Below are 26,459 nucleotides of genomic sequence, written 5' to 3'. Positions count from 1 at the left end.
AGGAGTACCGCATGAAACGAGTCTTCGCCGGAAACCTGCCTGCCGATACCACGGAGCGCGAGCTCACCGAGATCTTCGCCACGTTCGGCAAGGTGTTCTCGATCAAGCTGGTGCAGGACGTGTTCAGCGGCCAGTGCAAGGGCTTTGGCTTCATCGAGATGGAAGGCCACGAAGCACGTGCCGCGATTGCCGGCCTGAACGGCAAGGACCTGCGCGGCAAGCCGATGAAGGTCAACGAAGAGCAGCCGCGCGACATGAAGAAGGGCGGCCGCCGCTAAGTTGTCGAGCTTCAACAAAAAACCCACCTGACATCAGGTGGGTTTTTTTGTGCCTGCTTGTCGGCTGCTTACGAAGCCTTGAGCGTACGCACGCCACCGGCGCCGCCGAGAATCAGCACATCGGCCGGGCGCTTGGCGAACAGCCCCACGCAGACGACGCCGGCGAGGCTGTTGATCTCCGCTTCGAGCTTGAGCGGATCGACGATATCGAGGTTGTGGACGTCGATAATGACGTTGCCGTTGTCGGTCGTCACGTCCTTGCGCAGCACCGGATGGCCACCCAGGCGGGTCAGCTCGCGGCCGATGTAGGACTGCGCCATCGGGATGACTTCGATCGGCAGCGGAAACTTGCCGAGTACGCCGACCAGCTTCGATTCGTCGGCGATGCAGATGAACTTGCGGCTGGCGGCCGCAACGATCTTCTCGCGCGTCAGTGCCGCGCCGCCGCCCTTGATCAGCTGCAGGTGCTTGTTCGCCTCGTCGGCGCCGTCGACGTAGATCGACAGCGTGCCGGTCCGGTTCAGATCGAGCACCGGAATACCGACCTTCTTGAGCCGCTCGGTGCTGGCGTTCGACGACGATACCGCGCCGGGAATGTCGCCGATCAGGCGTTTCTCGGCGATCAGGTCGATGAAATGATTGACCGTCGAACCGGTGCCGACGCCCAGGACTTCGCCCGGCTCGATATAGGCAAGGGCGGCTTCGGCGGCAAGACGTTTGGCGGTATCGGCGGACATGGGCGGGCATCGTGCATGGGACGGGCGCGCAGCCTAGCAAATCGGAACTGCGGCGACAGCGCGGGGTTACCGGGGGCTCACATAACGAGGTCGCAAATGCTTAAATGCCGTTCACCTCGGGGAGTACCGCAATGGCGCCGCAGCAGTTCGAAATCCTCGCCGAGTTACGCGTCGATATACAGCGGGCGTTCGGGCTGCTCAGCACCGCGGAAGGCATGCAACAGTGGATTCCCGGCTGCCGCGGGGTGCGGATCGAGCATCCGGACGGCGGCAAACGGCTGGCGGTCGGCTCGGTCCGTTACGTGACGATGGGCAACGGTACGACCGCTGTGGAGCAAGTCGTGCTGCTGCAGGCGCCGCAGCGGATGGACTACATCCTTGTGTCGACCGGCACGCCGCTGATGGACCGTCTGGTCCAGGACTATATGGGGCGGGTCACCCTGATCCCGCGCGGGTTGGGGCGCTGCGAGCTGCAATGGGCCATCCATTTCCAATGCAAGGGCTTGATGCGCCCGTTCACGGGCCTGTTGCGCCGCAGCCTGCACAGGATGCTGTGGGATATGACCCACAGAATCTGCCGTCTGACGGATGGCAGTCCGCTGTAGCGGCTCAGTGCAGCAGCATGAAGGTCTGCAGCTCACCGACGATGAAGCCCAGCACCGCGCCGACGATGATCAGCGACCATTCGTCTTCCTTGAACGCCGGGCGCAGCATGCCCTCGAACTCCTCGGGGCTGAGTTTCTGCATGCGCTCGGTCAGGGTGTTGCGGATGTCCATCGCCCCTTCCGCGTAGTTGTCGACGTGACGCAGGGTCTGCGGCAGGGCTTCGACCAGCTTGGATGTGACCGATTTCTTCATGTCCTGGTAGCGCCGTGAGCCGATCGCGAAGGCGACCAGCGGCCGCGCGATGCCGGCCTGCTCGTCGACCATCTGTTCGACGTGCTTCTGCACCAGCGCGAACAGGCGATCCGAGCCCGGGCCTTCGAGGATGGCCTGCCAGATGTTGGCCGGCGTGATGATCTGGTCGGCGACCAGGCGCGCGTAGTCGCGTGAAACTTCCTGCTGGCGGCGCAGGAACAGGCCTTGATAGGTCAGGCCGAGAATCTTCACCGGCTTCTTCGGATGGAACAGCATCTGCAGCGCCAGCCAGTCCGACGCAAAACCGATGAACAGGCCGAAGGCCGGCAGGATCCAGGGCGACTGGTAGAACAGCCAGACGACCATCTGGACGATGCCGATCATGAAGCCGAACACGAGGCCGGAATGACCGAAGAAGCGGAACTCCTTGCGGCCGACTTCGGCGAAGACGCGATTGAGCAGTCGCTTGTCGCGCATCAGCGCGCCGATGACCATGTGCTTGAGATCGAACACCTGGCGCACGTTGGCGCGCAGCTCGGACATCACCTGCGCGACGACCTGCGGTGCTTCGGCCTGGACGCGCTTGATCAGCCGTTCGCGTGCGAAATTCGGCAGCATCTCCCACAGGCCGGGTTGGTGCTGAGACAGCACTTCGCGGGTGATCTGCTCGACCGCGCCGAGCATCGGTTTTTCGATCTGGTTGGCAATCTCGCGCGGATCGAGGCGCGAGAAGATTTCCTCGACCGTGATCAGGCGGCGGGTGATGACGTCGACGGCGATGCTCGCCATCTTCTCGGCCTTGCGCGGAATCACGCCCTGCCAGCCCAGATAGGGCTTGATGCCGACGAACTCCAGCGGCTCGAACATCATGCGCACCGCGGCAATCTTGGTGACGTAACCGATGATCGCGGCAATGATCGGCATCGACAGGAACAGCCACCATTGCGCGACAAAAGTCGCCTGCGCGGACAACAGTGCGGCGTGTAGGCTCTCCAGCATCTCCACCTGCCCCCGTAACCTGATTCTGTCGGCGCGCGGCGCTGCTCGCGGGCAGTCACCGGTTGTTGGCCGTTATCGGTGACGGATAGTGAGGACAAGCGCCGCCCAAAAGCAACGACCGCGCTGACAGCCTGTCTGGCGGTACGGCCGCGATCCTTCGCCGCTCGGGCCCTAGCCGCGTCTGCCGAAAATCGCCGTGCCGATGCGGACCATCGTGGCACCTTCGGCAACTGCGGCTTCCAGATCGTCCGACATGCCGGCGGAGAGACTGTCGAGCGCAGGATGCAGATCGTCCATGCTGTGCTGCAGCGACCGCAGCGCACGGTAGGGCGCACGCGCGTCGCCGCCGGCGGCCAGCGGCGCGGGGATCGCCATCAGCCCACGCAGTCGCAGGCCCGGCAACGCCGCAACGGCCCGGCACAAGGCCGGCGCTTCGGACGGCAGGCACCCGGACTTGCTGTCCTCGCCGGAGATATTCACCTGCACGCAGACCTGCAGCGGCGGCAGCGACGGCGGCCGCTGTTCGGACAATCTTTGCGCAACTTTCAGGCGATCCACGCTGTGGACCCAGTGGAAATGCTCGGCCACCGCGCGGGTCTTGTTCGACTGCAGCGGGCCGAGGAAATGCCAGACCAGGTCCAGGTCGCGCAGTTCGGCCTGCTTGTCCAGCGCCTCCTGCAGGTAGTTCTCGCCGAAATGGACCTGGCCGGCGGCCGCCGCGGCGCGCACGGCGTCGGCGCCGAAGGTCTTGCTGACGGCCAGCAGCTCGACTTCCGCCGCGGTTCTGCCGGCGGCGGCACAGGCGGCGGCGATGCGCTGCCGCACGGCAGTGATTTGCGCTGCGATCTGCGTCATGTTGCCTCTACCCCGAATAGTCTTTAACGTCTGTGCAGTAACATTCCACGTCGGACCGCCTTGCCGCCCGAGGGGAAGGCAGGGGCGGGAACAATAACGAAATCTCTAGAGCATCCGCATGGATATTGCGCAGCTACTGACCTTCAGCGTGAAGCAGGGGGCCTCGGATCTTCACCTGTCGGCCGGCATCGAGCCGATGATCCGTGTCGACGGCGACGTCAAACGCATCAACTTGCCGGTGCTGGACCACAAGCAGGTCCACGACATGGTGTACGACATCATGAACGACAAGCAGCGCAAGGCCTGGGACGAATTCCTCGAAACCGATTTCTCGTTCGAGATTCCCGGCCTCGCGCGCTTCCGCGTCAATGCCTTCACCCAGGCACGCGGCGCCGGCGCGGTATTCCGTACCATTCCGTCGAAGATCATGTCGCTGGAAGACCTCAAGTGCCCCGGCATCTTCAAGGAGATCTCCGAGACGCCGCGCGGCATCGTGCTGGTGACCGGCCCGACCGGCTCCGGCAAGTCGACGACGCTGGCCGCGATGGTCAACCACATCAATGAAAACGAGTACGGCCATATCCTCACCGTCGAGGATCCGATCGAATTCGTCCACCAGGCCAAGCGCTGCCTGATCAACCAGCGCGAAGTGCACCGCGACACGCTGGGCTTCAACGAAGCCTTGCGCTCCGCATTGCGCGAAGACCCCGACGTCATCCTCGTCGGCGAAATGCGCGATCTCGAAACCATTCGCCTCGCGCTGACCGCCGCGGAAACCGGCCACTTGGTGTTCGGCACGCTGCATACGTCCAGCGCGGCGAAGACGGTCGACCGTATCGTCGACGTCTTCCCGGCGGCGGAAAAGGACATGGTCCGCGCGATGCTGTCGGAATCGCTGCGCGCGGTGATTTCGCAGACCCTGCTCAAGCGCAAGGGCGGCGGCCGCGTCGCGGCGCACGAGATCATGATCGGTTCGCCCGCCATCCGTAACCTGATCCGCGAGAACAAGATCGCGCAGATGTACAGCTCGATCCAGACCGGCCAGAAGGAAGGCATGCAGACCCTCGACCAGTGCCTCAAGGAAATGGTCCGCAAGGGCCTGACGTCGGTCGAAGAGGCGCGCTACAAATCCGCCGATCCGCGCAACTTCACCGTCTAATCACCAGAGCCCGAGCATGGATCGCGAACAAGGCATAAAACTGGTCCAGCAGCTGCTGGCGCTGATGAAGCAGAAAGGAGCTTCCGACCTGTTCATCACGACCGGCTTTCCGCCGGCCATCAAGCTCGATGGCCAGATGACGCCGGTGATGGACAAGGCACTGCCGGCGGAAGCCTCGGCGATCATCATGCGCTCGCTGATGAACGACCGGCAGATCAAGGATTTCGAATCGACCAATGAGTGCAACTTCGCGATCTCGCCGCCGGGCATCGGCCGTTTCCGCGTCAACGCCTTCATCCAGCAGGGCCGCGTCGGCGGGGTGCTGCGTACGATCAATACCGAGATCCCGACCTTCGAACAGCTCGGCCTGCCGCCGCAGCTGGCGAAGATCGTCATGGAGAAGCGCGGTCTGGTGCTGATGGTCGGTGCGACCGGCTCGGGCAAGTCGACCTCGCTGGCGTCGATGGTCGGTTACCGCAACCAGAACACGCGCGGCCACATCATCACGATCGAGGATCCGATCGAATACGTGCATCCGCATATCGGCTGCATCGTCACCCAGCGCGAAGTCGGCACCGATACCTACAGCTGGGAAAACGCGCTGAAGAACACGTTGCGTCAGGCGCCGGACGTCATCCTGATCGGCGAAATCCGTACCCGCGAGGGCATGGAATACGCGGTCAACTTCGCCGAAACCGGTCACCTCGTGCTGGCCACGCTGCACGCCAACAGCTCCAACCAGGCGCTGGATCGCATCATCAACTTCTTCCCGGAAGAAAAGCGCGAACAGCTGCTGATGGACTTGTCGCTGAACCTCAAGTCGATCATCTCGCAGCGCCTGATCCGCAAGGAAGGCGGCGGCCGCGTCGCGGCGATGGAGATCCTGATCAACTCGCCGCTGATTGCCGACCTGATCTTCAAGGGCGAAGTCGCCGGCATCAAGGAAGTCATGGCGCGCTCGAACGAGCAGGGCATGATCACTTTCGACCAGTTCCTGTTCCAGCTCTTCGAGGAAGGCCAGATCGGCTACGACGAGGCCGTGCGCAACGCCGACTCGCAGAACGAAATCCGCCTGCGCATCAAGCTTGAATCCAAGCGCGCGCAGCAGAACCTGCTTGAGGACGAGGGTGTGCGCCGCATGCGCATGAAGGAAGACGAATCCGCCAACGTGCTGCGCCGCTGATCCGCCATGCTCAAGATTCTGCCGTACCTCAAGCTGTGCATCGAGAAGAACGGCTCGGACCTGTTCTTTACCGCCAACGCGCCGGCGCAGATCAAGATCGAAGGCGAGCTGATGCCGATCGGCAAGCAGATCCTGACGCGCGAGTTCATCAAGGAAATCGCCCACTCGATCCTGACACCAGAACAGCAGGCGCATCTGAACGAGCACTGGGAGATCGACCTGGCGACCGAGGCCGGCGGCCTCGGACGCTTCCGCGTCAACATCTTCAACCAGCGCGGTTCGCTCGGCATGGTGCTGCGCTACGTGCGCTCGTCGGTGCCGCGGCTCGACGACATCCCCGGCCTGCCGTCGGTGCTCAAGGATTTGATCCAGCACAAGCGCGGCCTGGTGCTGATGGTCGGCGCGACCGGCTCGGGCAAGTCGACAACGCTGGCGGCGATGATCAATCACCGCAACGAAACCCAGTCCGGCCATATCCTGACGATCGAGGACCCGATCGAGTTCATTCACCCGAACGTGCGCAGCATCATCAACCAGCGCGAGGTCGGGCAGGACACGGTCAGCTACGAGCGCGCGCTGAAGAGTTCGCTGCGTGAGGCGCCGGACGTGATCCTGGTCGGCGAGGTGCGCACCCGCGAAACCATGGATGCCTGCATCCAGCTCGCCAATACCGGCCATCTGGCGATCTCGACGCTGCACGCCAACAACGCCTATCAGGCGCTGCAGCGCATCGTGAACCTGTATCCGGAAGCGGTGCGCGGCCAGCTCTATATGGATCTCTCGCTGACCCTGCGCGCGATCGTTTCGCAGCGCCTGGTCAAGCGCAAGGACGGCAAGCGCTGCGCGGCGATGGAGGTGATGGTCAACACGCCGTTCATCCAGGATCTGATCCTCAACCAGCGCATCGACGAGCTGAAGGAGGCGATGAACCAGTCCTCCGACAAGGGCATGCTGACCTTCGACGCCTCGCTGTACGGCCTCTACCAGTCCGGCGCGATTGCGCTTGAGGAAGCCCTGGCCAATGCCGATTCGCGGACGAATCTGGAGGCGAAGATCAATTTCGGGACCTGAGCAGGGCCGATTTGGTCAAAAGTTCGCCAGAATCTGGGCTGCGCTGGTCACTTCGTTATTCCCGGCATATTGCGCCACCGGGCGTCGGTGGGTACAATCCGCGACCGTTTTTCGAGGTTGTCAGGCATGTGCGGTACGGCATGCAGGGCAACTGAACTATAAATCGCCCCAAAGGGGCCTAAGCAGGACAAGGACCAATGAAGACCATCTTCGCCAAGTCCGAAACCGTCAAGCGCGACTGGTACGTGATTGACGCATCGGACAAGACCCTGGGTCGTCTGGCAACGGAAGTTGCCAACCGTCTCCGCGGCAAGCACAAGCCCGAATACACCCCGAACGTCGACACCGGCGATTACATCGTCATCGTCAACGCCGAAAAGGTGAAGACCACGGGCGACAAGGTCAAGAAGAAGGTGTACTACCGCCACACCGAATATCCGGGTGGTATCCGTTCGCAGACGCTGGGCGAGATGCTCGAAAAGCATCCCGGCCGTGCGATCGAGAAGGCGGTCAAGGGCATGCTGCCGAAGGGCCCGCTGGGCTACGCGCAGTTCCGCAAGCTGAAGGTTTACGCCGGTGCCGCGCACCCGCATGAAGCTCAGCAGCCCAAAACTCTGACTTTCTGATCGGACACATCCCATGGCCAAGACCACTGAATACAAGTACGGCACGGGCCGCCGCAAGACTGCAACGGCGCGCGTGTTCCTCAAGCCCGGCAAGGGCGCTATCTCCATCAACGACAAGACGGTCGAAGAGTATTTCGGCCGTGAGACCTCGCGCATGCTGGTTCGCCAGCCGCTCGAGATCTCCGACGCTGTCGGTCGCTTCGACCTCATGATCACCGTCGCTGGCGGCGGCCCGAGCGGCCAGGCCGGCGCGATCCGTCACGGCATCACGCGTGCGCTGATCGAATACGATGAAAGCCTGCGTGGCGCGCTGCGCACGGCCGGCCTCGTCACCCGCGACGCTCGCGAAGTCGAGCGTAAGAAGGTCGGTCTGCACAAGGCCCGCCGCGGTACGCAGTACTCCAAGCGTTAATCTGTGCAGGGCGGCGAGCTATACTCGCCGCCCTGTCATCCATTCGTTCATATGTTCGAATGGGGGATCGTCTAATGGTAGGACAACAGTCTCTGACACTGTTTATCTAGGTTCGAATCCTAGTCCCCCAACCAAACTCAACCCCGCCGAAACGCGGGGTTTTTTGTGCGTGTAAGGAGTGATGCGATGGAAGCCTTCGGCGCCTGGTTGCAGGAGATGCTGCAGCATCTTGGCTATTTCGAAATCGTCTGGCTCATGGCGATGGAGTCCAGTCTGTTTCCAGTGCCGTCCGAGCTGGTGATGATCCCGGCCGGGTATCTCGCCGCGCAGGGCACGCTCAATCCGTTCTACGCGACACTGGCCGGCGGCTTCGGCTCGCTGCTCGGGGCCAGCGCCAACTACGCGCTCGGTCGTTACGTCGGCCGCGCTTTCCTGCTCAAGTACGGCCGCTACGTGCTGATCAGCGAGGCCAAGTACCACGAGGCCGAGGCGCTGTTCCTGCGCAATGCCAATGTGGCCACCTTTGTCGGCCGCTTCATTCCCGTGATCCGCCATCTGATCTCGCTGCCGCCCGGCGTATTCGGTATGCGTTTGCTGCCCTTCGCCGTGCTGACCAGCCTTGGCGCGACGATCTGGTGCGGCGTGCTGGTATCTCTGGGGTATTTCTTCGGCGAGGCCACGGTCGCCATCGTTGCCGAGTATTCCCATCTGTTCGCCTACGCGGCTATCGGGCTGACGGCGATTTTCGGCTTGTGGTTTCTGCTGCGGCGCCCGCAGCGCTGAAACCGAACTGCGCCGGTGCGCTGTCAATCGGGCAATTGCGTGTAACCGTTTCGTGGGCGAGAGTCGGGGTCCTCTACTGATGGCCGGACCCGTCTCATGAGCAACAAGACGAAAGCATCCAGCGACAACGTGATCCGCGCTGCCGACCTGCTGCGCGGCGCGCTGCGCAGCCTGCCGGATTCGTTCAAGGTCCAGGGCGGCCTGCTCAACCTCGCGCTGGCGCGGGCCGAGCGCAAGCAATCCGTTGGCCGCCGTTTCGAGCAGCTGGCGCAGCGCCAGCCGCAGCATCCGGCCGTGCAGTGCGGTGAGCGGCGCTGGACCTATGCGGAGTTCAATGCCTGGGCGAACCGCATCGCCGCAGTTCTCCGAGAGCAGGGCGTGAATCATGGCGATGCCGTCGGCATCCTGATCGAGAACCGCGCCGAGGCGCTGGCCTGTGTGCTCGCCACGATCAAGCTGGGTGCCATCGCCGGCATGCTCAATCACCAGCAGCGCGGCGACGTACTGGCCCACAGCCTGCGCCTGACGCGTGCGCGCGTGCTGATCGCGGGCGAGGATTGCATGGCGGCACTCGACGATCCCGCGATCGATCTGGGCACGATGCAGCGCTTGTGGGACGGCGAGGGCAAGGCGCCGCAGGGCTGGTTGAATCTGCGCGAGCTGACGGCCGGCGCGACCAGCGCCAATCCACCGGAGACGGCGGAAGTGCGGATGAAGGATCCGTGTTTCTACATCTTCACCTCCGGGACCACCGGTCTGCCCAAAGCATCGGTGATGACGCACTACCGCTGGTGGCGCGGCATGGCCGGCATGGGCCAGATGACCTTGCGCCTGAAGCCGGACGACGTTCTCTACTGCTGTTTGCCGATCTACCACAACAATGCGTTGACGGTGTCGTGGGGCGCGGTCCTCGGCGGCGGTGCGACGCTGGCGCTCGGCCGCAAGTTTTCGGCGACGCGCTTCTGGGATGAGGTCCGCCGCACGCGGGCAACCGCCTTCTGCTACATCGGCGAGTTGTGCCGCTATCTGCTGAATCAGCCGCCGAGCGCGAAAGATCGCGACCATCAGGTGCGGGTCATCGTCGGCAATGGCCTGCGAGCGGAAATCTGGGCGGATTTCCAGGATCGCTTCGGCATCGAGCGCGTCTGCGAGTTCTACGGCGCCAGCGAGAGCAATGTCGCATTCGCGAATGGCTTCGATGTCGCGCGCACGGCCGGCTTCTGTCCGCTGCCGTTCGCCGTCGTCGCATTCGATGCCGATGCGGAAGCGCCGCTGCGCGATGAACGCGGCTTCATGCGCAAGGTCGCGGTCGGCGAGGTCGGGCTATTGATCTCCGAGATCACCAGCAGCGCGCCGTTTGACGGTTACACCGACGCCAAGGCGACGCAGTCGAAGTTGCTGGGCAATGTCTTCAAGCGCGGCGACAGCTGGTTCAACACCGGCGATCTGGTGCTGAATCAGGGCTATCGGCATATCCAGTTTGTCGATCGCATCGGCGACACCTTCCGCTGGAAAGGCGAGAACGTCGCGACGACCGAGGTCGAAGCGGCGATGGAACGCTGCGCGGGCGTCAGCCAGGCCATCGTCTATGGCGTGCAGATTCCGCAGACCGACGGCCGCGCCGGCATGGCGGCGTTGAGCGTCGAGGGCCCGCTGGGCGACGCGCAGCTGCGGGGACTGGCCGAACAGCTCTGCGCAGCCTTGCCGGCTTACGCCGTGCCGGTGTTCCTGCGCTCCGCCGAAGTCGAGCTGACCAGCACGTTCAAGGTCCGCAAGGGCACGCTCAAGGAGCAGGGCTTCGATCCGGCCAAGGTCGCTGGGCCGGTCTATGTGCTGCTTGATCGCCAGCGTGGTTACGAGCCGCTGACGCCCGAGCTTTTTGCAAGAATCCAGCAAGGCGGCGTCAAGCTGTAGGACCGATTGGCCGCGTTTGCCGCGCGGGATGTTCGTCCGGCCAAAGGCGCCGACCGGGCTTGCTGCCAAGCTCGTCTGACTATCAGAACGTCGTGAGCGAGAACCCATGAAGGTCAATATCAGCATTGCGCGCAGCGTCGATGTGCCCGCGCCGATCGATCGCGTTCGCGGTCTGCTGGAAGATTACGAAGGCACGATCAAGCGCTTTCCCAAGCTGCGCAAGCTGACACCGCTGGGCAAGGACAGCTATCTCTGGGAAATGGCGCCGATCGGTTCCAAGGCTGCGCGCATCGCGCATGAAGTCAGCTATGGCGCCAAGTACAGCTGCAATCCCAAATCCGGCGAGCTGAGCTGGGTGCCGGTGGCCGGCAAGGGCAATGCGACGATCGAAGGTCGCATGCGGGTCGAGGCCAAGGGTTCGCAGACGCGCGTGTCCTTCGATGTGCGCGGCGAGCTGCGCGATGTGCCGGTGCCGCTGATGTACCGCCTGGTGGCGCCGCCGTTCATCCAGGGCAAGTTCACTCGTCTCGTCGACGTATTTCTCGAGCAGATTCGCGACAACCTCAGCTGATCCGTCGTCATCGCGGTTCGTTGCGGTACCTGCATAACGACTAGAACTAAATAGGAGAAGCGAGCATGGCCAAGTCCGGCAATGGGGCGAGCAAGGGGGCGGGCAGGGCGATGGGGCTGGGCCTGCGCGCCATCAACCGTTTCGCGGGTTTGCCGCTGATCGAGAAGCTCGGTCTGCGCAAGCCGGCGGAGCGCGCGCTGTATCACGGCAGCCGGATCGGTTTTCGCAGTGCCGGTGCCGTCGCACGCAGCTTCCAGTCGACGCTGAAGCTGGTACGGCCTGAGCGGCTGTCGCGCGGCGGTGGCGCCGGGTTGTTCGACCTGACGCCGAGCGAAGAACAGCAGATGTTGCGCGAGGCCGTGCAGGGTTACGCGCTCGAGCAGATGCGACCCGCGGCAATGGCGGCGGATACCGCCTGCAGCGCTCCGGATGCTGTGCTTGCCGGCGCGGCCGAACTGGGCATCGCGCAGATGGCGATTCCCGAGGCGCTGGGCGGTGTCGGCACCGAACGCTCGGCGGTCACCGGCATGCTGATTGCCGAAGCACTGGCGCAAGGCGACATGGGCCTTGCGGTTGCGGCGCTGGCACCGACCGCAGTCTCGACCGCGCTGGTGCTGTGGGGCGACGAGACGCAGCAGGCGACCTATCTGCCGGCCTTCGCCAATGAACATGCGCCGGCTGCGGCACTCGCTGTGCTGGAACCGCGACCCTTGTTCGATGCGCTGGTGCTGAAGACGACCGCGCGCCGCGAGGGTAGCGGCTTTGTGCTCGATGGCATCAAATCCCTGGTGCCGCGCGCGGCGACGGCCGAACTGTTCATCGTCGCCGCGGAACTGGATGGCCTTGGTCCGACGCTGTTCATCGTAGAGTCCTCGAACGCGGGCCTCAGTATCGAAGCCGAGCCGGCGATGGGCCTGCGCGCGGCGGCAACGGCGCGTCTGCACCTGAACAAACTGAAACTGCCTGCATCGGCATTGATCGGTGGCGGCCAGCAGACGTATCTCGAGTGCATCAACCTCGCGCGCCTCGGCTGGTGTGCGCTTGCGGTAGGCACCGCCCAGGCGGCGCTCGACTATGTGATTCCCTACGTCAACGAGCGCGTTGCGTTTGGCGAACCGATCAGCCATCGGCAGTCGGTCGCGTTTGCAGTTGCCAACATGGCGATTGAGCTCGATGGCATGCGTCTCGCCAGCTGGCGCGCTGCGAGTCGCGCCGATCAGGGCAAGGACTTCGCTCGCGAGACCGCGATCGCGCGCCGTCTGTGCGCCGACAAGGGCATGGTGATCGGATCCGATGCAGTGCAGTTGCTGGGTGGCCACGGCTTCGTCAAGGAGCACCCGGTCGAACGCTGGTACCGCGATCTGCGCGCGGCGGCGGTAATGGAAGGCGTGGTCCTCATTTAAGGCGGAGACGAACCATGATCAATCTCGAATCTCCGAAGAAGTTCCAGATGCTGGTGGAGCAGGCGCATCAGGTTGCGCAGGAAATGTTCCGCCCGAATTCGCGCCGCTACGACCGCGCCGAGCATGAGTTTCCCAAGGAGCTCAACATGCTGTCGGCACTGCTCGACGGCATGAGCGCCGGCGGTGGCGGCGAGGGCGCCGGTGCGACCGGCGTACGTCGCTCGAACGACGGCGATACCGCGAACCGCAACAGCAGCAACCTGTCGACCGTGCTCGGCACGATCGAACTGTGCTGGGGCGATGTCGGCTTCCTGCTGACGATGCCGCGTCAGGGCCTCGGCAACTCGGCGATTGCCAGTGTCGCCAGCGACGAACAGCTCGAACGTTTCAAGGGCAAGTGGGCGGCGATGGCAATCACCGAACCGCACTGCGGTTCCGACTCGGCCGAGATCCGCACGACGGCGCGGCTTGATGGCGATCACTACGTTCTCAACGGCGACAAGATTTTCGTCACCGCCGGCGACCGTGCCGAGCTGGTGGTGGTCTGGGCGACGCTGGACCGTAACGTTGGCCGCGCCGCGATCAAGTCCTTCGTCGTCGAGAAAGGCACGCCGGGCTTCGAGCTGGTGCGCCTGGAGCACAAGCTTGGTATCCGCGCCTCGGACACTGCACAGTTCGCGCTGCGCGATTGCCGCGTGCCGCGTGAGAATCTGCTGGGCGATCCGGAGGTGCGCACCGACAAGGGCTTTGCCGGTGTCATGCAGACTTTCGACAACACGCGGCCGCTGGTTGCGGCGATGGCGCTGGGCCTGGCGCGCGCCTGTCTCGAGCACACGGCGGCGGCGCTCAAGCAGGCCGGCGTCGAGATCGACTACAACCGTCCCGCGCAGGTCCAGCATGCCGCTGCCGCCGAGCTGCTGCGCATGGAGTCCGACTACGAATCCGCGCGCCTGCTGACGATGCAGGCGGCCTGGATGGCCGACAACCGCAAGCCGAACTCGCTGCAGGCTTCGATGGCGAAGGCCAAGGCCGGCCGCAGCTGCGTCGAGATTGCGCTCAAGTGCGTCGAGCTATGCGGCAGCGCCGGCTATGGCGAAGGCGAGCTGCTGGAGAAGTGGGCGCGCGATGCCAAAATCCTCGATATCTTCGAGGGGACCCAGCAGATCCAGCAGCTGATCGTTGCCCGTCGCCTGCTCGGCAAGTCGTCGAGTGAGCTGAAGTAGCGGAGGCAGGCGGCTGAGGATGTCCGGGGCGCGGTATGATTCGCTCATGCCACGTGCCACCGGAAAATCCCGCAAGCCTCCTGCGCGCAAACAGCCGTCGTCCGCGGAGTCGCGCAAGCTGGTCGAGTACAGCGTCGACGATCTGGCGAAGGTGACGCAGACGACGGTCCGCAATATCCGGTCCTATCAGGACCGCGGTCTGATTCCGCCGCCGGAGCGGCGCGGACGCAACGGTGTCTACAGCGACGCTCATGTCTCGCGCCTGCGCATCATTGCCCAGCTGCTGGCGCGCGGTTACACGCTGAACAGCATTGGCGAACTGCTGGAAGCCTGGGAGCGTGGCGCGGATCTGTCCGGCCTGTTCGGCCTTGAACTCGCGGTGTCGAGCCCCTGGACCGATGAACAGTCGCGGCTGTATTCGTTGACTGAGTTATTGCGCCTGTTCGGTGATCGCTTCGACGTGCGCTGGCTCAACAAGGCGGCGGAACTGAAGATCCTCGTCGCTGAAGGGCAGGGCTTTCGCGCGTCGAGTCCGCGCCTGATCCAGGCGGGTGCTGAACTGGTCAAGGTCGGTATCCCGCTCGATCAGATGCTCGACGTCATCGGTGCGCTGCGCGCCAACGTCGAGCGCGCGGCCGACCAGATGGTGCAGCTCGTCGAACAACATCTGTTCGATCCCTTCGGTGATGGCCTGCCGCCGCCGGCCGAAGTGCCGCGGCTCGCCGACGTCATCTGGCGCCTGCGACCGCTCGTCGAAATGGCCGTCAACGCCGAGGTCGCCCGGGCGATGGAGATGGCGGCAACGCGTCATCTGGGCGATCGTCTGGCGGCCGTGCTAGACCACCAGATCGCCAAGCCGAAGCAGGACTGACTGCTGTTGCAGACGCCCGCTTGCGGGCTCCTGCAGACTTACCGCATCGCCAGCCGCGTCACGCCGGACACGATGCGCTGATAGGTGCTCGGCATCAGGCGCACGGCGAGGTCGATGGCATGCGCATCGGCACCAATCAGCACACGCCGAGAATTTCTCTGCACGCCACGCAGGATGGTCTGCGCCGCCGACTGTGCCGAGGTCATGAACAGTTTCTCAAAGCGTGCCTTGCCTTCCGCTTCGCCGTGGCCGGTGATGTCGCGGACACTGGCATCAAAGCGCGCATCGCGGGCGATATTGGTCTTGATGCCGCCCGGGTGCACGCAGGTGGCGCTAACCGGCGCGCCGGTGACTTCGAGTTCCTGGCGCAGACATTCGGTGAAGCCGCGCACGGCGAACTTGGTCGCGTTGTAGGCGCCCTGGCTCGGCACGGCGGCGATGCCGAACACGCTGGAGATGTTGATCACGTGGCCGTCACCGGACGCGCGCAGGTGCGGCAGGAAGGCGCGCGTGCCGTGCACGACGCCCCAGTAGTTGATGTCCATGATCCAGTGCAGGTCTTTGTCGCTGGCGCCTTCGATGCTGGCGCCGAGCGCGACGCCGGCATTGTTGAAGATCAGGTTGATCTGTCCATGCGCCTCGGCGCTGGCATCGGCCCAGGCATAGATCGCATCGCGGTCACGGACGTCGAGGCGGCGCGTCGTCACGGTCGCGCCATGCGCGCGAGCCTGCTCTGCGGTCTGTTCGAGCGCGTCGACATTCGTGTCCGACAGCGCCAGGTTGCTGCCGCGGCGGGCGAGATCGATGGCCAGCGCACGGCCGATGCCGGAAGCCGCACCGGTGATGGCAGCGGTCTTGTTCTGGAATGTTTTCATGGAGACGGATCTGGAGTGCAAGGGGAAAGGCGCGAGGACTGCACGACGTTCATGCCGACTGATAGCACCTTGGTGATCGCGCCGGCGCTGGCCATCGCCCGATGGCCAGTACCGTTGCCCGCCGCCGTCTGCGGGCCGCGTGATCGGTTGCCGCCTGCGCTCGCCTGCTCGGGTTGACGATCAGCTGCCACGCTTTTCTCCAAACGCGTCTTCGGCACCGCCGGTCAGGTCTTTCCCGGCGTGCTTGAGTTCCTCCTTGCCGAAGAAATAGGCCAGCGCGGGTAGCACGACGATCGCGCCGACCATGTTGGCGGTGAAGCCGAACAGCAGCAGCACGCCCATGTCACGCTGGAACTGCAAGCCGGAGAACAGCCATAGGAAAACGCCGGCGGCCATGCCCACGCCGGTGAACAGCGTCGCCTTGCCGGTGGTTTTCATCTTTTCGAAGTACGCGTCTTCCAGGGTCATGCCTTTGCGCAGCCCCGCGGCGATCACCGAATAACTGTAGATGCCGTAGTCGACGCCGATGCCACAGGCAAACGCCAACACCGGCAGCGTCGCCACCTTCTGGCCGATGCCCATGAACACCATCAGCGCCCAACCCAACAGCGTGACCGTGGCCAGCGGCAGGATTACGCACAACACGCCGGAGAGCGTGCGGAACGACAGCCACAGGAACAGGATGATCACCGAGTAAACGTAGAACACCACCGGTAGCTCGTTACGCTTGACCTCTTCGTTGGTCGCCGCCATCACGCCGATGTTGCCGGACGCGAGGCGCAGATTGACCCGTTTGTCCTGTTGCAGGTTGTCTTTGTAGTACTTCACCGCGTCGGTCAGCGCGGTGATGGTCGGCGCTTTGTGGTCGCGGGTGAAGAAGAACAGCGCCAGTGCCGAACAGTCGTCGTTCAAGAAGCCGGTCGTGGTCGGCACCAGCGAGGTGATCTGCGCCAGTGCTGCCTTCTGGCGCGGCAATACCTCGGCGTCGAGCCGCCCTTCGTTCAGGCCGGAATACGCAAGCTTGGACAATTCGACCAGAGACAGTGCATCGCGCACTTCCGGCAGGTTCTTCATGTACCAGCTGAAGCGATCGATCTCCATCATCACGCCGTCATCCACGCAACCGTCCGGGAACGATTCGGCAATGATCTTGAGATGATCCACGCCCAGCGTGAAGTGGCTCGCGATCACTCGGGCATCCTGGTTGAAGCGCGAATCCGGACGCAGCTCGGGAACGCCTTCGGTGGTGTCACCGATCTGCAGCTTGTGGAATTGCGAGGCACCGAAGATGGCCAGCAGCACCATGACCGTCACCGTCGCGATCGCCGGGCCGCGATGGCATAGCAGCTTCATCTTCTCGAAGACCTTCGAACTGAGCTCGTCGCGGTACTCGGTGGCCTTGCGGAAGCCCTCGACATTCGGCAGTTTCATGTACGACAGCACGATGGGCAGCAGCATCTTGTTGACCATGATGACGCCGACCATGCCGAAGGCCGCGTTCACCGACATCTCGCGGATGATCTGGATGTTGATCAGGTAGATCGTCGAGAAGCCGACGACATTGGTCATCAACGCGACGATGCCGGCAATGGCCAGCGCGCGAAAGGTCGCCAGCGACGCCTGGTAGTTGGTCGCGCCCCGGGTGGCAATCTCGTTGCCCCAGGAACTGACGTACTGCACGCCGTGACTGACCGACACCGACATGATCAGGAACGGCACCAGCAACGCAAACGGATCAAGCCCGTAGCCCATCAGGTGTAGCAGTCCCAGCTCCCAGATGCAGGCCACGACCGACGTGGAGACGACGATCGTCGCCAAGCGGAGCGAACCAAGATAGATCCAGAGCAGGCCACCCATCAGGAACAGCGCGACGAAGAAAAAGCCCCCGACCTGCACCGACGCCTTGGTCATCTCGTCGACGACCTTGGCGAAGCCGACGATATGAATCGTGATGTCGTCGGTTTCGTACTTGGCGCGGATCGTTTCGAGTTTCTCGCCGACCGCCACGTAGTCCAGCTTGCCGGCCTGCTCCTCGTTGCTTTTGAAGTTCGCCAGAGTCAGGTTCACTACTGCGCCGAGGCGATCTCCGAACGCCGGTTGTGCCGGTACGTCCTTGGCGTTCGGCGATGCGCCGCGTGACCAGGCTTCGCTCAGTTGCTCGAAAAACGAGCCCTTCGCCTTGCCTTGCGCGGCAAGCATCTGGGTCGTCGGATCGTAGTCCAGCAACTCCATCTGGATCAGCGCGGTTTCATGATCCTGAGCAACCAGCCGGCCGATGACGTTGGCCTTGGCGACGTTCGCGCGAATCGTCTGCATCATCTCTGGTGTCGGTGCGTACCGCGCCGGAATCACCGACTCGCCGGAAAGTCCGCCCTCGACCACCTCGATGTACAGGATGCTCGGCGAGAAGATTGACGTGACGCGCGCGCGATCCACGCCGGGAATGAAGAAGACATCGTCATGGACCTGGCGCAAGGTCTCCATGAATTCCGGCTGGTAGATATTGCCCTTCTTGTTGTGGACCGCGACCAGCACCGTATTCGCGCCACCGAAGGTGTCGTAGTACTCCATGAAGGTCTGCATGTACGGATGCGCCTGCGGCACCATCTTCAGCCAGCCGGCGTTCGGACGCAGCAGCGCCATGTGCCATGCCAGGAACAGGGTGATCAGCACCAATATCGCCAGCGTCTTCCCCCGGTGGTGAAAAATCGGCGGTTCGGCCAGTCGCAGGAAGGCGCGGGTGAAGCTATTGGAAGGAGTGACCGCGGTCATGGCGTCGTCCCGTCGATGTTCGTGGTGCCGACGAAGTCCTGGATTATTCGGCGTGCGCCGGTCGTCGGGCAGGGGTTCAGCTCGATGGCGCGTTGGTTCCGTATGTCTTTCACGGTGCGGCTCCCAGATCCTGCACACCATCTGAGCCGACGCCGAGGATGCGTCCCTGGTACTCCACGAGACGGTTGAGCGTCTCGTCCGCCGGCACGGCGACCGCAGTCACGGTGCCCGTGCCGCGGTCGAGCTTCAACGAGGTGCCGTTGATGCCGACGAACATCGCGGTCTGTGGATCGAACGACCAGGCGCCGAACAGGCTTTCCTTGGTAGGCGTGTCCAGCTTGCGCCAGCCCAGCGCCGCGATCGCTGCCGGATCGGTGAGAATCAACCGCGCATACGGATCCCAGTTCTCGGCGTCGATGACGGTGCATGCGGAGAGGTCGTCGGTGACGAACACATTGCCGCGCATGCCGTACACCAGTACGCCCTTGTCGCCGTACGGCAGCGCGCCATACCACGAACCCGCGTACGGCATGTCCAGCATCTTCCAGGTGGCACCGGCATCGGTTGAGCGCGCGGTCAAGCCGCGTTCGCCGACGACCAGTAGCGAACCATCGCTCAGCGACAGCAACTGATTCAGGTGCATGCCAGTCAGCCCGAAGCTGTTGTCCTGCTCGGCCCAGGTCTTGCCACCATCGCGGGTTTCCAGATAGCTGCCGTAGGCACCAACCGCAATCCCGTGCTGCGCATCGAGAAAGATCAGGTCGTACAAAGGGCGGCTCTTGGGATCGAAATGCCGCAGGCTCCAGTGCGCGCCGCCGTCGCTGGTCTGCAGGATCGATGCGTCGTAGCCCAGCGCCCAGCCATCCTTGTCGCTGGTGAAGCGCAAGCGGGTCAGCATCGCGCTGACCGGTACCTCGGCCTGTTGCCAGCTCTTGCCGTCCGCGGACGTCAGGATAACGCCCTGCTCCCCGACAGCGACCAGACGCGGGCCCAGCGCGGCAATGTCCATCAGCCGATACTGCGCGGCTTCCGGTGCCGCCATCGCCGGCACTGGCTGTTGTGGTGGACTTTCCCGTTCTTCTTCCTGTGCCCAGGCGCAGGACCAAAGCCCAGCCAGCAGTACGGCAAGCAAACGTGCGCTCATCGGCCGATTCCTCTTCGATTTCTGGTCACGACTCCCCCTCGTGCGTTGCTGACCCCTCCGCAACGCTATCGGCGGCAGGCGCCGACAGCGTCTGCGGCGGCTTCAGCGGCTCTGGGCCTTGCGGGCCAGACCGTTCGGTGCGAAGTCCTTGTCGTCCAACTTGATCTTGAAGTCGCTGATCTTGTCTTCGTTCGACAGCGCGGTGACGAAGTAACGGCCGCTCTGCAGGTCGTAGATGATCTCCGGGATGCCGGTGACGGTCGGCACAAACGGCACCGTGATCAGCTGCGCTTCCTGCACCTTCCACAGCTGGTCGCGGTTGTCGTAGCAGTCGACGACGGCGACGGCCCAGCTGTCTTCGTCGATGTAGAAGCGGCGCTTCTTGAACTGGTGACGCAGACCCGAACGCAGCGTGGCTTCGACGACCCAGACGCGGTGCAGCTCGTAGCGCGACAGGTTCTGATTGATGTGGCCCGGACGGATGATGTCCTTGTACTTGATCAGCGGCGCGTTGATCAGGAAGGAGTTGTACGCGATGTACATGTCCTTCTTGCCGAGCAGCTTCCAGTCGTAGCGATCGAGCGCACCGTTGAACAGGTCGACCTGGTCGTTGAACTGTTCGCCGTCGGTACCGATGTACGGGTTGTCGTAACCCACGTCCGGTGCGCGGTTCACGCGGCCGAGGCCCGGGTTGTAGATCCACGCATCACGACCGCTGGCTCCGGCGCCGGAGGTTTCGTGGACGAGGATCAGCTGGCCGGCAACGCGCGGCGGCGACAGCACTTCCGAGAGGTAGTACAGCAGGTTTTTCGTACCCGGTGCCGGTTCCAGCAGGTTGGCGTACTTGAACTTCACGTCCTCGACCAGCTTGGAAATCTTGAAGCTGCCGTCGAGCTTGACGATGGCCTGGTTGTTGTAACGCCGCACCGCGCTGCCGCGGAAGCGCATCTTGTGGTTCCACAGCACCTCGGCACCGCTCTTGGGGATCGGGAACGGAAAGCCGAGCACGGCACCCTTGATCTCGTCGGTGCCGATCAGCTCGGCGTTGGTCGCGTTCTTGATCGTCGCAGCTTCGATTTCCGGCGGGAAGTACGCCGAGCGCAGCGTCGGATAGACGATCATCTTGTAGTCGGGGTACTTGGCGAACATGGCCTTGTGGCCGTCCGTCAGCTTGTCCGCGTACTTCGACAGATTGTCCTTGTTGATGATGAACTGCGGCGCTTCGTACTTGCCGCCGCCGCCGATCTGCGCGCGCTGCTTCTTCGCGAGCGCCTGCTGGTCGGCCGGCAGCTTGCTGATGATGACGTCGATCTGCTTGGAGATCGCCGGGTAGTCTTCGATCTTGAAGCTGTCGAGATACTTCAGTAGCGCGTCGAAATCGGCTGGGCTCTTCGTGCGCACGCCTTCAAACTGCTGGCGCACGGCTTCGAGGGTCGCCGGCGTCTGGCCGCGGATCGTGTCGTCGAAGTACTTGCCGCCGATCCATTCGGGGATCGAGCCATCGGCGTTGGGGCCGGCGGTCGCGCCGACGGCGGTCAATTCCTTGCCGAGCTTCGCCGCTTCATCAGCCGACGCCTTGGCGGCGACGGCGGATGCCACCGTCATGCAGCCGACGGCAATCAAGCCGACCCAGGGTGTTGTCTTGCGCATATGGCTCTCTCCTGATCAAACGCGATGTCTTGTGTCCCGGCCGTATCGCGGCTGCGGCCGGGCTTGTACTGCGATGCAGATGCCTCAGAACGTGTACGACGCGGCGAAGCCGGCAAAGTCCTTGTCGCGATAACCGTTGACCGTGCCGCCATCGGCCCAGCCCTGATAGAAAAACTGCAGACCGATCTGGCTGTTGACCTCGATGTCGGTGCCGATCTGCCACAGCATCGTGTCTTCGATGAAGTTCTGTGACGGGCTGATGGCGATGCCCTCGACGTCGTGCGACCACACGATCTGCGGCTTGAAGGTCCAGTCGAACAGCAGCTGGTTGTATTCGAAGCGGACGATGAAGCGATAGCCGGCGGCGAAGTCGTCGGCATAGCCATCGAGCGTTTGTGTCGGGTTCAGGCGCATCGTTGCTGGCGAGCCGTCGGCAGGCAGGCCGCCGGTGCCGTCGGCACCGGGGCTGTAGTGCGTGCCGTTGTAGTCGCCGCCTTCGAACTGCAGGACATCCCGGTCCGGCATGTCCGGCACATAGGTCATGCCGAGCTCGGCAATCAGCTGGATCTGGTCGGCGCCGAAGGGATTGTCGCTGCTGCCGAAGATGCGGATGCCGGTGAAATCGAGCTGCAGCACATCGAGGCGTTCATAGCCGCGGATCAGCTGGTTCGGCTGCACCTTGTCCCAGCCGCGATAGGCCATCAGATAGCTCGGCACGGCGTGGTCGCGCGCGGGCAGCGCAAAGTCGTTGGCCGGATTGCCGACGATCAGGCCCAGCAGCTGAAGGGTCTCCGGCGACGTCAGCGTCGCCAGCGCGGTCGCCGGATCGAGGCCCAGATTGATCAGACTCTGCAGCGACAGCTGGCCGACGGTGCCGACGCCGAGGCGGATGTCGTTCTCGGGCAGCGCCGGCTGCAGTGCGGTGAACACAACGTCGGTGATTTGAACCTGAACTGGCAGATTTGGCCGGTAGGCGGCTTCACCGGCGAGCGACCATTTGCCGATCGTCGTGTTGAAGCTCAAGCCGTAGAGCTGAATGTCTTCCGGGTAATCGAGGAAGATTCGCGCCGTGTCGATCGGCGTGGGTTCGAGGCCGTTCTCGGTCAGCTTCATGCCATCGCAGTCGGCAACCGCCTGCAGCGCGTCGGTTGTCGTATCGGCGATGCAGCTCGCATCCGCCGCATACATGCTGAGCAGCGGCAGGCGGCTGTGATAGTTCAGCGCGTACAGGCTGAACTCGGTGCCGATGTCCTGGATGAACCAGGTGAACTTGGCGCCGAACTGGCCGGAGTTGCGCGGCTCGCCTTCGGTCTGGCCGACCGGCACCGTCAACGAGGTATCGGAGATCAAGGCGCCGAGACCCGGCAAGCGCTGCAGCCCGCGCGGATCTTCGTGGAAGGCGCCGAGCGACAGCAGCGCGGTCTTGCGGCCGATGACGTCGAACGGTGCGAAGAAGCTGCCGCCCTTGGGTACTTCGACGCCGTCCCAGGCCAGCAGATAGATCAGGTCGATCGTCGTGTTCTCGGTGATCGACGTGCTCAGCACGGCGGCTGGCGTTGTGCGGAACACCGCGGAGATCTGGGTGCCGGGCTGGTACAGATAGCGCGCATCCGGTGCGTTGATCTCGCTCAGGCTGTTGACCGCAACCAGCGTCGATTCGCCCCAGCGGATGTTCTGGTAGCCGACCGCCAGCGCGAAGTCGTGATCGAGGACGTTGAACAGGCCGCTGACCAGCAGATTGCCGATCGTGAAATCGAGACCGACATTGTCGGAGACGTCCTGCGCGCGCTCGGTGTGGCGCTGCTGGAAATTGGTATCCGGATGGGTTTCGTCGAACGCGTAGTTCAGCGGATCGTAGAAGACGGTGCCGCCGGCCTTGAAGCTGAAGTCGCCCCAGGTCATCGACAGCTCGCTGGTCAGCTTCGATACGGCGGCGACGATATCGCCCTGATCGTAGTTGAGATTGCCGTCGTCCTTGTTGGCGGCGAAGAAGCCGCCCGGCGCATCGACCAGTTTCTGGTTCGGCGCCGGATTCTCGTTGAACGAGATGCAGGCATCGTTGACGCCGAAGCCGCAGAGATTCGGGTTGAGATTGTTCTTGTCGATCAGCTGCTCGTTGCGGTCTTCGACTCGCACGGAAGCGCCGAACGAGGCACGCGTCTTGACGCTGCCGTAAAGGTCGCCGTACTCGAACTCGAGTGCGCTCGCGGGGCCCGCGGCCAACAGGGCCCAAGCGGCGACTGCAATGAATGCCCCTGAGGGGGCAGTCTCTTGAATACGCATTTCTCCTCCACGCGTAACGCTACGGTGAAGCGGCTGCCGGGCGCATTTTCTTCAATGATGCGCTCATCGGCTGCCGCGGCTGCAACCCTTGCAACTGTGACACCAATCAATGTCAATGTCACTAGACGCGGTTGCTGCGGCTGATGCGTCGCGCCGGCAGCCGGATCTACGAACTCACTTCTTTTTCACTTTTGCCGCAAGGCCTTGCAGCGCCTTGTTGAGGCGGTCGAGCAGGCCCTGATTCTGCTTGCCGGCAATCATCGCCATGCGCTGCAGCGTCGCGGCTTCCATCTGGGTGACCAGCGGCAGCAGCTGCGCCCACAGCCCGGCGGCGTCGGCGGCGAGGATCATTGCGGTCAGCACGTCATCGTTCTGCAGCGCCTTGGCCTGGCCCAGATGCTGCAGATCGGCATCGTCCATCTCGGCGACCACCGGCAGCAGCGAAGTCCACAGCTGGTTCGTGTGGGTCAGCTCGATCATGCGGTTGATGTCGGCATCGCCCAGCTTCGCCGCCTGCGCGGCCATCATGCGGCGCTGCGGCGCGGCGATGGCATTGATCAGCGCGAGCGCTTCGGGCCACAGCTCGGCGCCGCGCTGCACCGCCAGCTCGATCATGTGATGCAGGCGCTGCGGCGCGAGCATGTCGATCACTGCACTGAGCTGGCTCGGGTCCTCGACGAAGAAGCCGATGCGCAGCAGCGCTTCGTCGTCGGTCAGCGCCTTGAGAATCGCGCGCATCGACGGTTCCGGCAGGCTGTCGACGAAGCGCCCCATCGTGATGTATTCCTGGCGTCGCGCGAGCTCGATCGCGACGTCGACCGTCTGCGGAATCGGCATGCCGGCGATCAGGTCGCGCACCTGGCGCGGATCGATCTGCAGGCAGACTTCGGCGAGAAAATCGGTCTTCTGACGCTTGGCGATATCGATCGCCCTATCGGCCGGCAGCGAGCCGGCGACGCGCGCGCACAGCAACGGGCCGAGCGCTTTTTCGGCAATCAGGCCGGCAACCGCAGCCGGCACCAGCTTGGTCGCGGTCGCAACGCGCTGGAACAGGTGACGGTCGGCATCGAACAGCGAGGCGGAGACCTTTTCGCGCAGCGCACGGATGGTCGGCGCGTCGAGCTTGTTGAGCGCCTGCAATTGCTCGGGCTTGGCGCCAAGAATGCGGCCGAGCTTGAGAATCTCGGCGTGCTGGGCGAGTGCGCTCATGGAATCAGGATTTTGCGGACGGCGCCGCGCAGCAGCATCGGGATATGCGACAGCGCGCTTTCCATGGCCTGCGCCAGCTGGGTCTTCTGCGCACGGCGCGCGGCCTGGATCAGGCCGACCAGCTGTTCCTGCTCTGTCGCGGTCAATGCGCTGAGATCGGGCAGCGCGGCGCCGCCCAGTTCACGTTGCAGCGTCCCCGAATCGGATTTGCCGGCCACCAATTTCTCCCCGTGACGGACGCGAAGGATGCCCCGCGTCGTTCAAGATGAGGCGGAGCATAGGACCCCGCCCGAAGCCGGACATTGACCGCTCGGACAGGCGGGCGGGCCCGGAGGCCCTACAGCTTGTCGCCCGGTGTGCGGTGCTGTTCGCGGAATTGCACCGGCGTCAGGCCCGACCAGCGCTTGAACGCCCGGTAGAAGGTGCTCGGCTCCGAGAAGCCGGTCAGGTAGACGATGTTCTCGATCGATTCGGTGGTCCGCGACAGCAGGCGTTTGGCCAGGGTGAAGCGGAAGTCGGTGACGATCTGGCTGAAGCTGGTGCCGGCGCGCGCCAGCTCGAAGCGCAGGCGGCGCGGCGCGAGGCCGACTTCCTTTGCCACCTCGTCGAGATCGCAGGATTCCAGCTCGAGGCGCTGCGACAGCACCTTGCGTATGCGTTCGACCAGATCGCGGCGGTGCAGGTCGGACAGGCGCTTCTGCGCGAGTTCTTCGTGCAGCTCGAGCAGGTCGGGGTCCCAGCGCGGCGAGCGGTATTCAAGGAGCGCCGGGTTGAACCAGATTTCGCTTTCGGCGCCATCGAACTCGACCGGGCAGCCGAACACGGCCTCGTAGTCCGCCTGCGGACTGCGCGGACTGCAGCGCAGCTTGACCTTGAGCGGCGGCGCAAAGTGGCTTTCGGTCACCGAGCGGGCGAACTGGATCAGTTCGTAGACGACGCAGATTTCGGTGTGGCGCAGCTGCGGTGCTTCAAGCGTGCTGCCGATGACGCACATGCGCGCGCCACGCTCGTCGCGAACCAGATGGACGCTCAGCGCGTCGCTGACCAGGCGCAGGTATTTGAGCGCGCGCTGGATGCCGTCACCGAAGGTCGGGCTGCTGAACATCAGGTACTCGAGCACCTCGCCACGGAACAGCGGCAGGTGCGGGCACAGATGCAGGCCGATGTCCGCATCGCCAGTGACGCCTTCGACGATCTGCCAGAACAGGGCCTGCTGCTGGTGCGGCGTACGCAGTTCCTTGAGCGGCAGCTTCTCGGCGTCGTAGCCGAGCCGGCTGTACAGCGCGTTGATGTCGACGCCAGCCTTGAGCATGGCCTCGTGCACCACGAGCAGAAACTGTCCGGAATCGCGCATCGTCGGGTGTTGTTGTTTTTCGCGGTTCGATCGGGGCAACGGACTCTTAGTGTGCCGACTCGGCCCATGGACTGCTAGGGCCGGCCCGGCGGATTGCCGGTGCCGTGCTGACGCGCCCGTAGGGTTTTGGCGGGCCCGACTTACCGCACAGACGCTGCGCCGGCACCGTACGGCCAATGGCATGGAGGCGCTGACGGGCGAAACTGCCGCCCGGATTCCCCCATTTGGT

At 63.8% G+C, this 26,459-nt stretch carries 24 protein-coding genes and 1 tRNA gene; 14 read left to right on the top strand and 11 right to left on the bottom strand.

Annotated features, from left to right (window positions below):
- The first annotated feature begins 11 nt into the window (after positions 1 to 11).
- Entirely contained in the window at positions 12 to 278 is a 267-nt protein-coding gene (locus AC3WUF_RS19125) for an RNA recognition motif domain-containing protein (RefSeq protein ID WP_492428620.1), read from the top strand.
- 68 nt (positions 279 to 346) lie between these two features.
- Here AC3WUF_RS19125 and rpiA read toward each other — a convergent pair whose 3' ends face one another.
- Positions 347 to 1,015, bottom strand: a complete 669-nt coding sequence (gene rpiA, locus AC3WUF_RS19120; RefSeq protein ID WP_492428618.1) for a ribose-5-phosphate isomerase RpiA — start codon at positions 1,013 to 1,015, stop codon at positions 347 to 349.
- 131 nt (positions 1,016 to 1,146) lie between these two features.
- Between rpiA and AC3WUF_RS19115 the strand changes: the two genes are divergently transcribed.
- On the top strand, positions 1,147 to 1,620 hold the full coding sequence (locus tag AC3WUF_RS19115) for an SRPBCC family protein (protein ID WP_492428616.1): 474 nt from the start codon (positions 1,147 to 1,149) through the stop codon (positions 1,618 to 1,620).
- A gap of 4 nt (positions 1,621 to 1,624) precedes the next feature.
- Here the strand turns inward: AC3WUF_RS19115 and AC3WUF_RS19110 are convergent, their stop codons facing one another.
- Together AC3WUF_RS19110 and AC3WUF_RS19105 are read right to left on the bottom strand one after the other, a co-directional pair.
- Entirely contained in the window at positions 1,625 to 2,872 is a 1,248-nt protein-coding gene (locus tag AC3WUF_RS19110) for a DUF445 domain-containing protein (RefSeq protein ID WP_492428614.1), read from the bottom strand.
- A 171-nt stretch (positions 2,873 to 3,043) separates the two neighbouring features.
- Positions 3,044 to 3,727, bottom strand: coding sequence for a YggS family pyridoxal phosphate-dependent enzyme (locus AC3WUF_RS19105; protein WP_492428612.1), 684 nt, complete (start codon positions 3,725 to 3,727; stop codon positions 3,044 to 3,046).
- A gap of 118 nt (positions 3,728 to 3,845) precedes the next feature.
- On the opposite strand from AC3WUF_RS19105, the gene AC3WUF_RS19100 reads away from it, so the two are divergent.
- From AC3WUF_RS19100 to AC3WUF_RS19045, 12 genes are all read left to right on the top strand, one after another.
- Positions 3,846 to 4,886 carry a type IV pilus twitching motility protein PilT gene (locus tag AC3WUF_RS19100; RefSeq protein WP_492428610.1) on the top strand — a complete coding sequence of 347 codons (1,041 nt, stop codon included), beginning with the start codon at positions 3,846 to 3,848 and terminating at the stop codon, positions 4,884 to 4,886.
- Positions 4,887 to 4,902: 16 nt separating this feature from the next.
- Complete coding sequence (locus tag AC3WUF_RS19095) at positions 4,903 to 6,069, top strand: PilT/PilU family type 4a pilus ATPase (protein ID WP_492428608.1); 1,167 nt, start codon at positions 4,903 to 4,905, stop codon at positions 6,067 to 6,069.
- 6 nt (positions 6,070 to 6,075) lie between these two features.
- Positions 6,076 to 7,140, top strand: a complete 1,065-nt coding sequence (locus tag AC3WUF_RS19090) for a PilT/PilU family type 4a pilus ATPase (RefSeq protein ID WP_492428606.1) — start codon at positions 6,076 to 6,078, stop codon at positions 7,138 to 7,140.
- A gap of 197 nt (positions 7,141 to 7,337) precedes the next feature.
- Entirely contained in the window at positions 7,338 to 7,766 is a 429-nt protein-coding gene (rplM, locus tag AC3WUF_RS19085; RefSeq protein WP_492428604.1) for a 50S ribosomal protein L13, read from the top strand.
- A 13-nt stretch (positions 7,767 to 7,779) separates the two neighbouring features.
- The gene (gene rpsI / locus AC3WUF_RS19080; RefSeq protein ID WP_492428602.1) at positions 7,780 to 8,178 is read left to right on the top strand and encodes a 30S ribosomal protein S9; all 399 of its coding nucleotides are present in this window, start codon (positions 7,780 to 7,782) and stop codon (positions 8,176 to 8,178) included.
- Between the two features lie 60 nt (positions 8,179 to 8,238).
- Positions 8,239 to 8,312 (top strand) — tRNA-Gln (locus AC3WUF_RS19075).
- 52 nt (positions 8,313 to 8,364) lie between these two features.
- Positions 8,365 to 8,961 (top strand): DedA family protein, encoded by a 597-nt coding sequence (locus tag AC3WUF_RS19070; RefSeq protein WP_492428600.1) that lies wholly within the window; start codon positions 8,365 to 8,367, stop codon positions 8,959 to 8,961.
- A 96-nt stretch (positions 8,962 to 9,057) separates the two neighbouring features.
- A complete protein-coding gene (locus AC3WUF_RS19065; protein WP_492428598.1) occupies positions 9,058 to 10,875 on the top strand; it encodes a long-chain-acyl-CoA synthetase in 1,818 nt (605 codons plus the stop codon).
- 106 nt (positions 10,876 to 10,981) lie between these two features.
- Positions 10,982 to 11,446 carry an SRPBCC family protein gene (locus tag AC3WUF_RS19060; RefSeq protein ID WP_492428596.1) on the top strand — a complete coding sequence of 155 codons (465 nt, stop codon included), beginning with the start codon at positions 10,982 to 10,984 and terminating at the stop codon, positions 11,444 to 11,446.
- A 110-nt stretch (positions 11,447 to 11,556) separates the two neighbouring features.
- Positions 11,557 to 12,849: an acyl-CoA dehydrogenase family protein gene (locus tag AC3WUF_RS19055; protein WP_492429079.1), complete on the top strand. Its 1,293-nt coding sequence runs from the start codon at positions 11,557 to 11,559 to the stop codon at positions 12,847 to 12,849.
- Between the two features lie 14 nt (positions 12,850 to 12,863).
- Positions 12,864 to 14,072: an acyl-CoA dehydrogenase family protein gene (locus AC3WUF_RS19050; protein ID WP_492428594.1), complete on the top strand. Its 1,209-nt coding sequence runs from the start codon at positions 12,864 to 12,866 to the stop codon at positions 14,070 to 14,072.
- A 46-nt stretch (positions 14,073 to 14,118) separates the two neighbouring features.
- On the top strand, positions 14,119 to 14,943 hold the full coding sequence (locus AC3WUF_RS19045) for a MerR family transcriptional regulator (RefSeq protein WP_492428592.1): 825 nt from the start codon (positions 14,119 to 14,121) through the stop codon (positions 14,941 to 14,943).
- Between the two features lie 38 nt (positions 14,944 to 14,981).
- Here AC3WUF_RS19045 and AC3WUF_RS19040 read toward each other — a convergent pair whose 3' ends face one another.
- The 8 genes from AC3WUF_RS19040 to AC3WUF_RS19005 all read right to left on the bottom strand — a co-directional run bounded on the left by AC3WUF_RS19040 (position 14,982) and on the right by AC3WUF_RS19005 (position 26,230).
- Complete coding sequence (locus AC3WUF_RS19040) at positions 14,982 to 15,818, bottom strand: SDR family NAD(P)-dependent oxidoreductase (protein ID WP_492428590.1); 837 nt, start codon at positions 15,816 to 15,818, stop codon at positions 14,982 to 14,984.
- Positions 15,819 to 15,998: 180 nt separating this feature from the next.
- A complete protein-coding gene (locus tag AC3WUF_RS19035; RefSeq protein ID WP_492428588.1) occupies positions 15,999 to 18,590 on the bottom strand; it encodes an efflux RND transporter permease subunit in 2,592 nt (863 codons plus the stop codon).
- 109 nt (positions 18,591 to 18,699) lie between these two features.
- Complete coding sequence (locus AC3WUF_RS19030) at positions 18,700 to 19,734, bottom strand: WD40/YVTN/BNR-like repeat-containing protein (RefSeq protein WP_492428586.1); 1,035 nt, start codon at positions 19,732 to 19,734, stop codon at positions 18,700 to 18,702.
- Between the two features lie 102 nt (positions 19,735 to 19,836).
- Positions 19,837 to 21,384 (bottom strand): DUF1329 domain-containing protein, encoded by a 1,548-nt coding sequence (locus AC3WUF_RS19025; protein WP_492428584.1) that lies wholly within the window; start codon positions 21,382 to 21,384, stop codon positions 19,837 to 19,839.
- Between the two features lie 84 nt (positions 21,385 to 21,468).
- Positions 21,469 to 23,667, bottom strand: a complete 2,199-nt coding sequence (locus AC3WUF_RS19020) for a DUF1302 domain-containing protein (RefSeq protein WP_492428582.1) — start codon at positions 23,665 to 23,667, stop codon at positions 21,469 to 21,471.
- A 174-nt stretch (positions 23,668 to 23,841) separates the two neighbouring features.
- Positions 23,842 to 24,876 (bottom strand): hypothetical protein, encoded by a 1,035-nt coding sequence (locus AC3WUF_RS19015; protein WP_492428580.1) that lies wholly within the window; start codon positions 24,874 to 24,876, stop codon positions 23,842 to 23,844.
- Positions 24,873 to 25,094 carry a hypothetical protein gene (locus AC3WUF_RS19010; protein ID WP_492428578.1) on the bottom strand — a complete coding sequence of 74 codons (222 nt, stop codon included), beginning with the start codon at positions 25,092 to 25,094 and terminating at the stop codon, positions 24,873 to 24,875. Before AC3WUF_RS19010 ends, AC3WUF_RS19015 begins: the two co-directional genes overlap by 4 nt.
- A gap of 119 nt (positions 25,095 to 25,213) precedes the next feature.
- Entirely contained in the window at positions 25,214 to 26,230 is a 1,017-nt protein-coding gene (locus AC3WUF_RS19005) for an AraC family transcriptional regulator (RefSeq protein ID WP_492428576.1), read from the bottom strand.
- Positions 26,231 to 26,459: the final 229 nt, after the last annotated feature.

It is taken from the genome of Fontimonas sp. FW305-C-3 (genome assembly GCF_058783185.1).
Note: the sequence above shows the minus strand (reverse complement) of the source record. Positions and strands in the feature narration are given on the sequence as shown.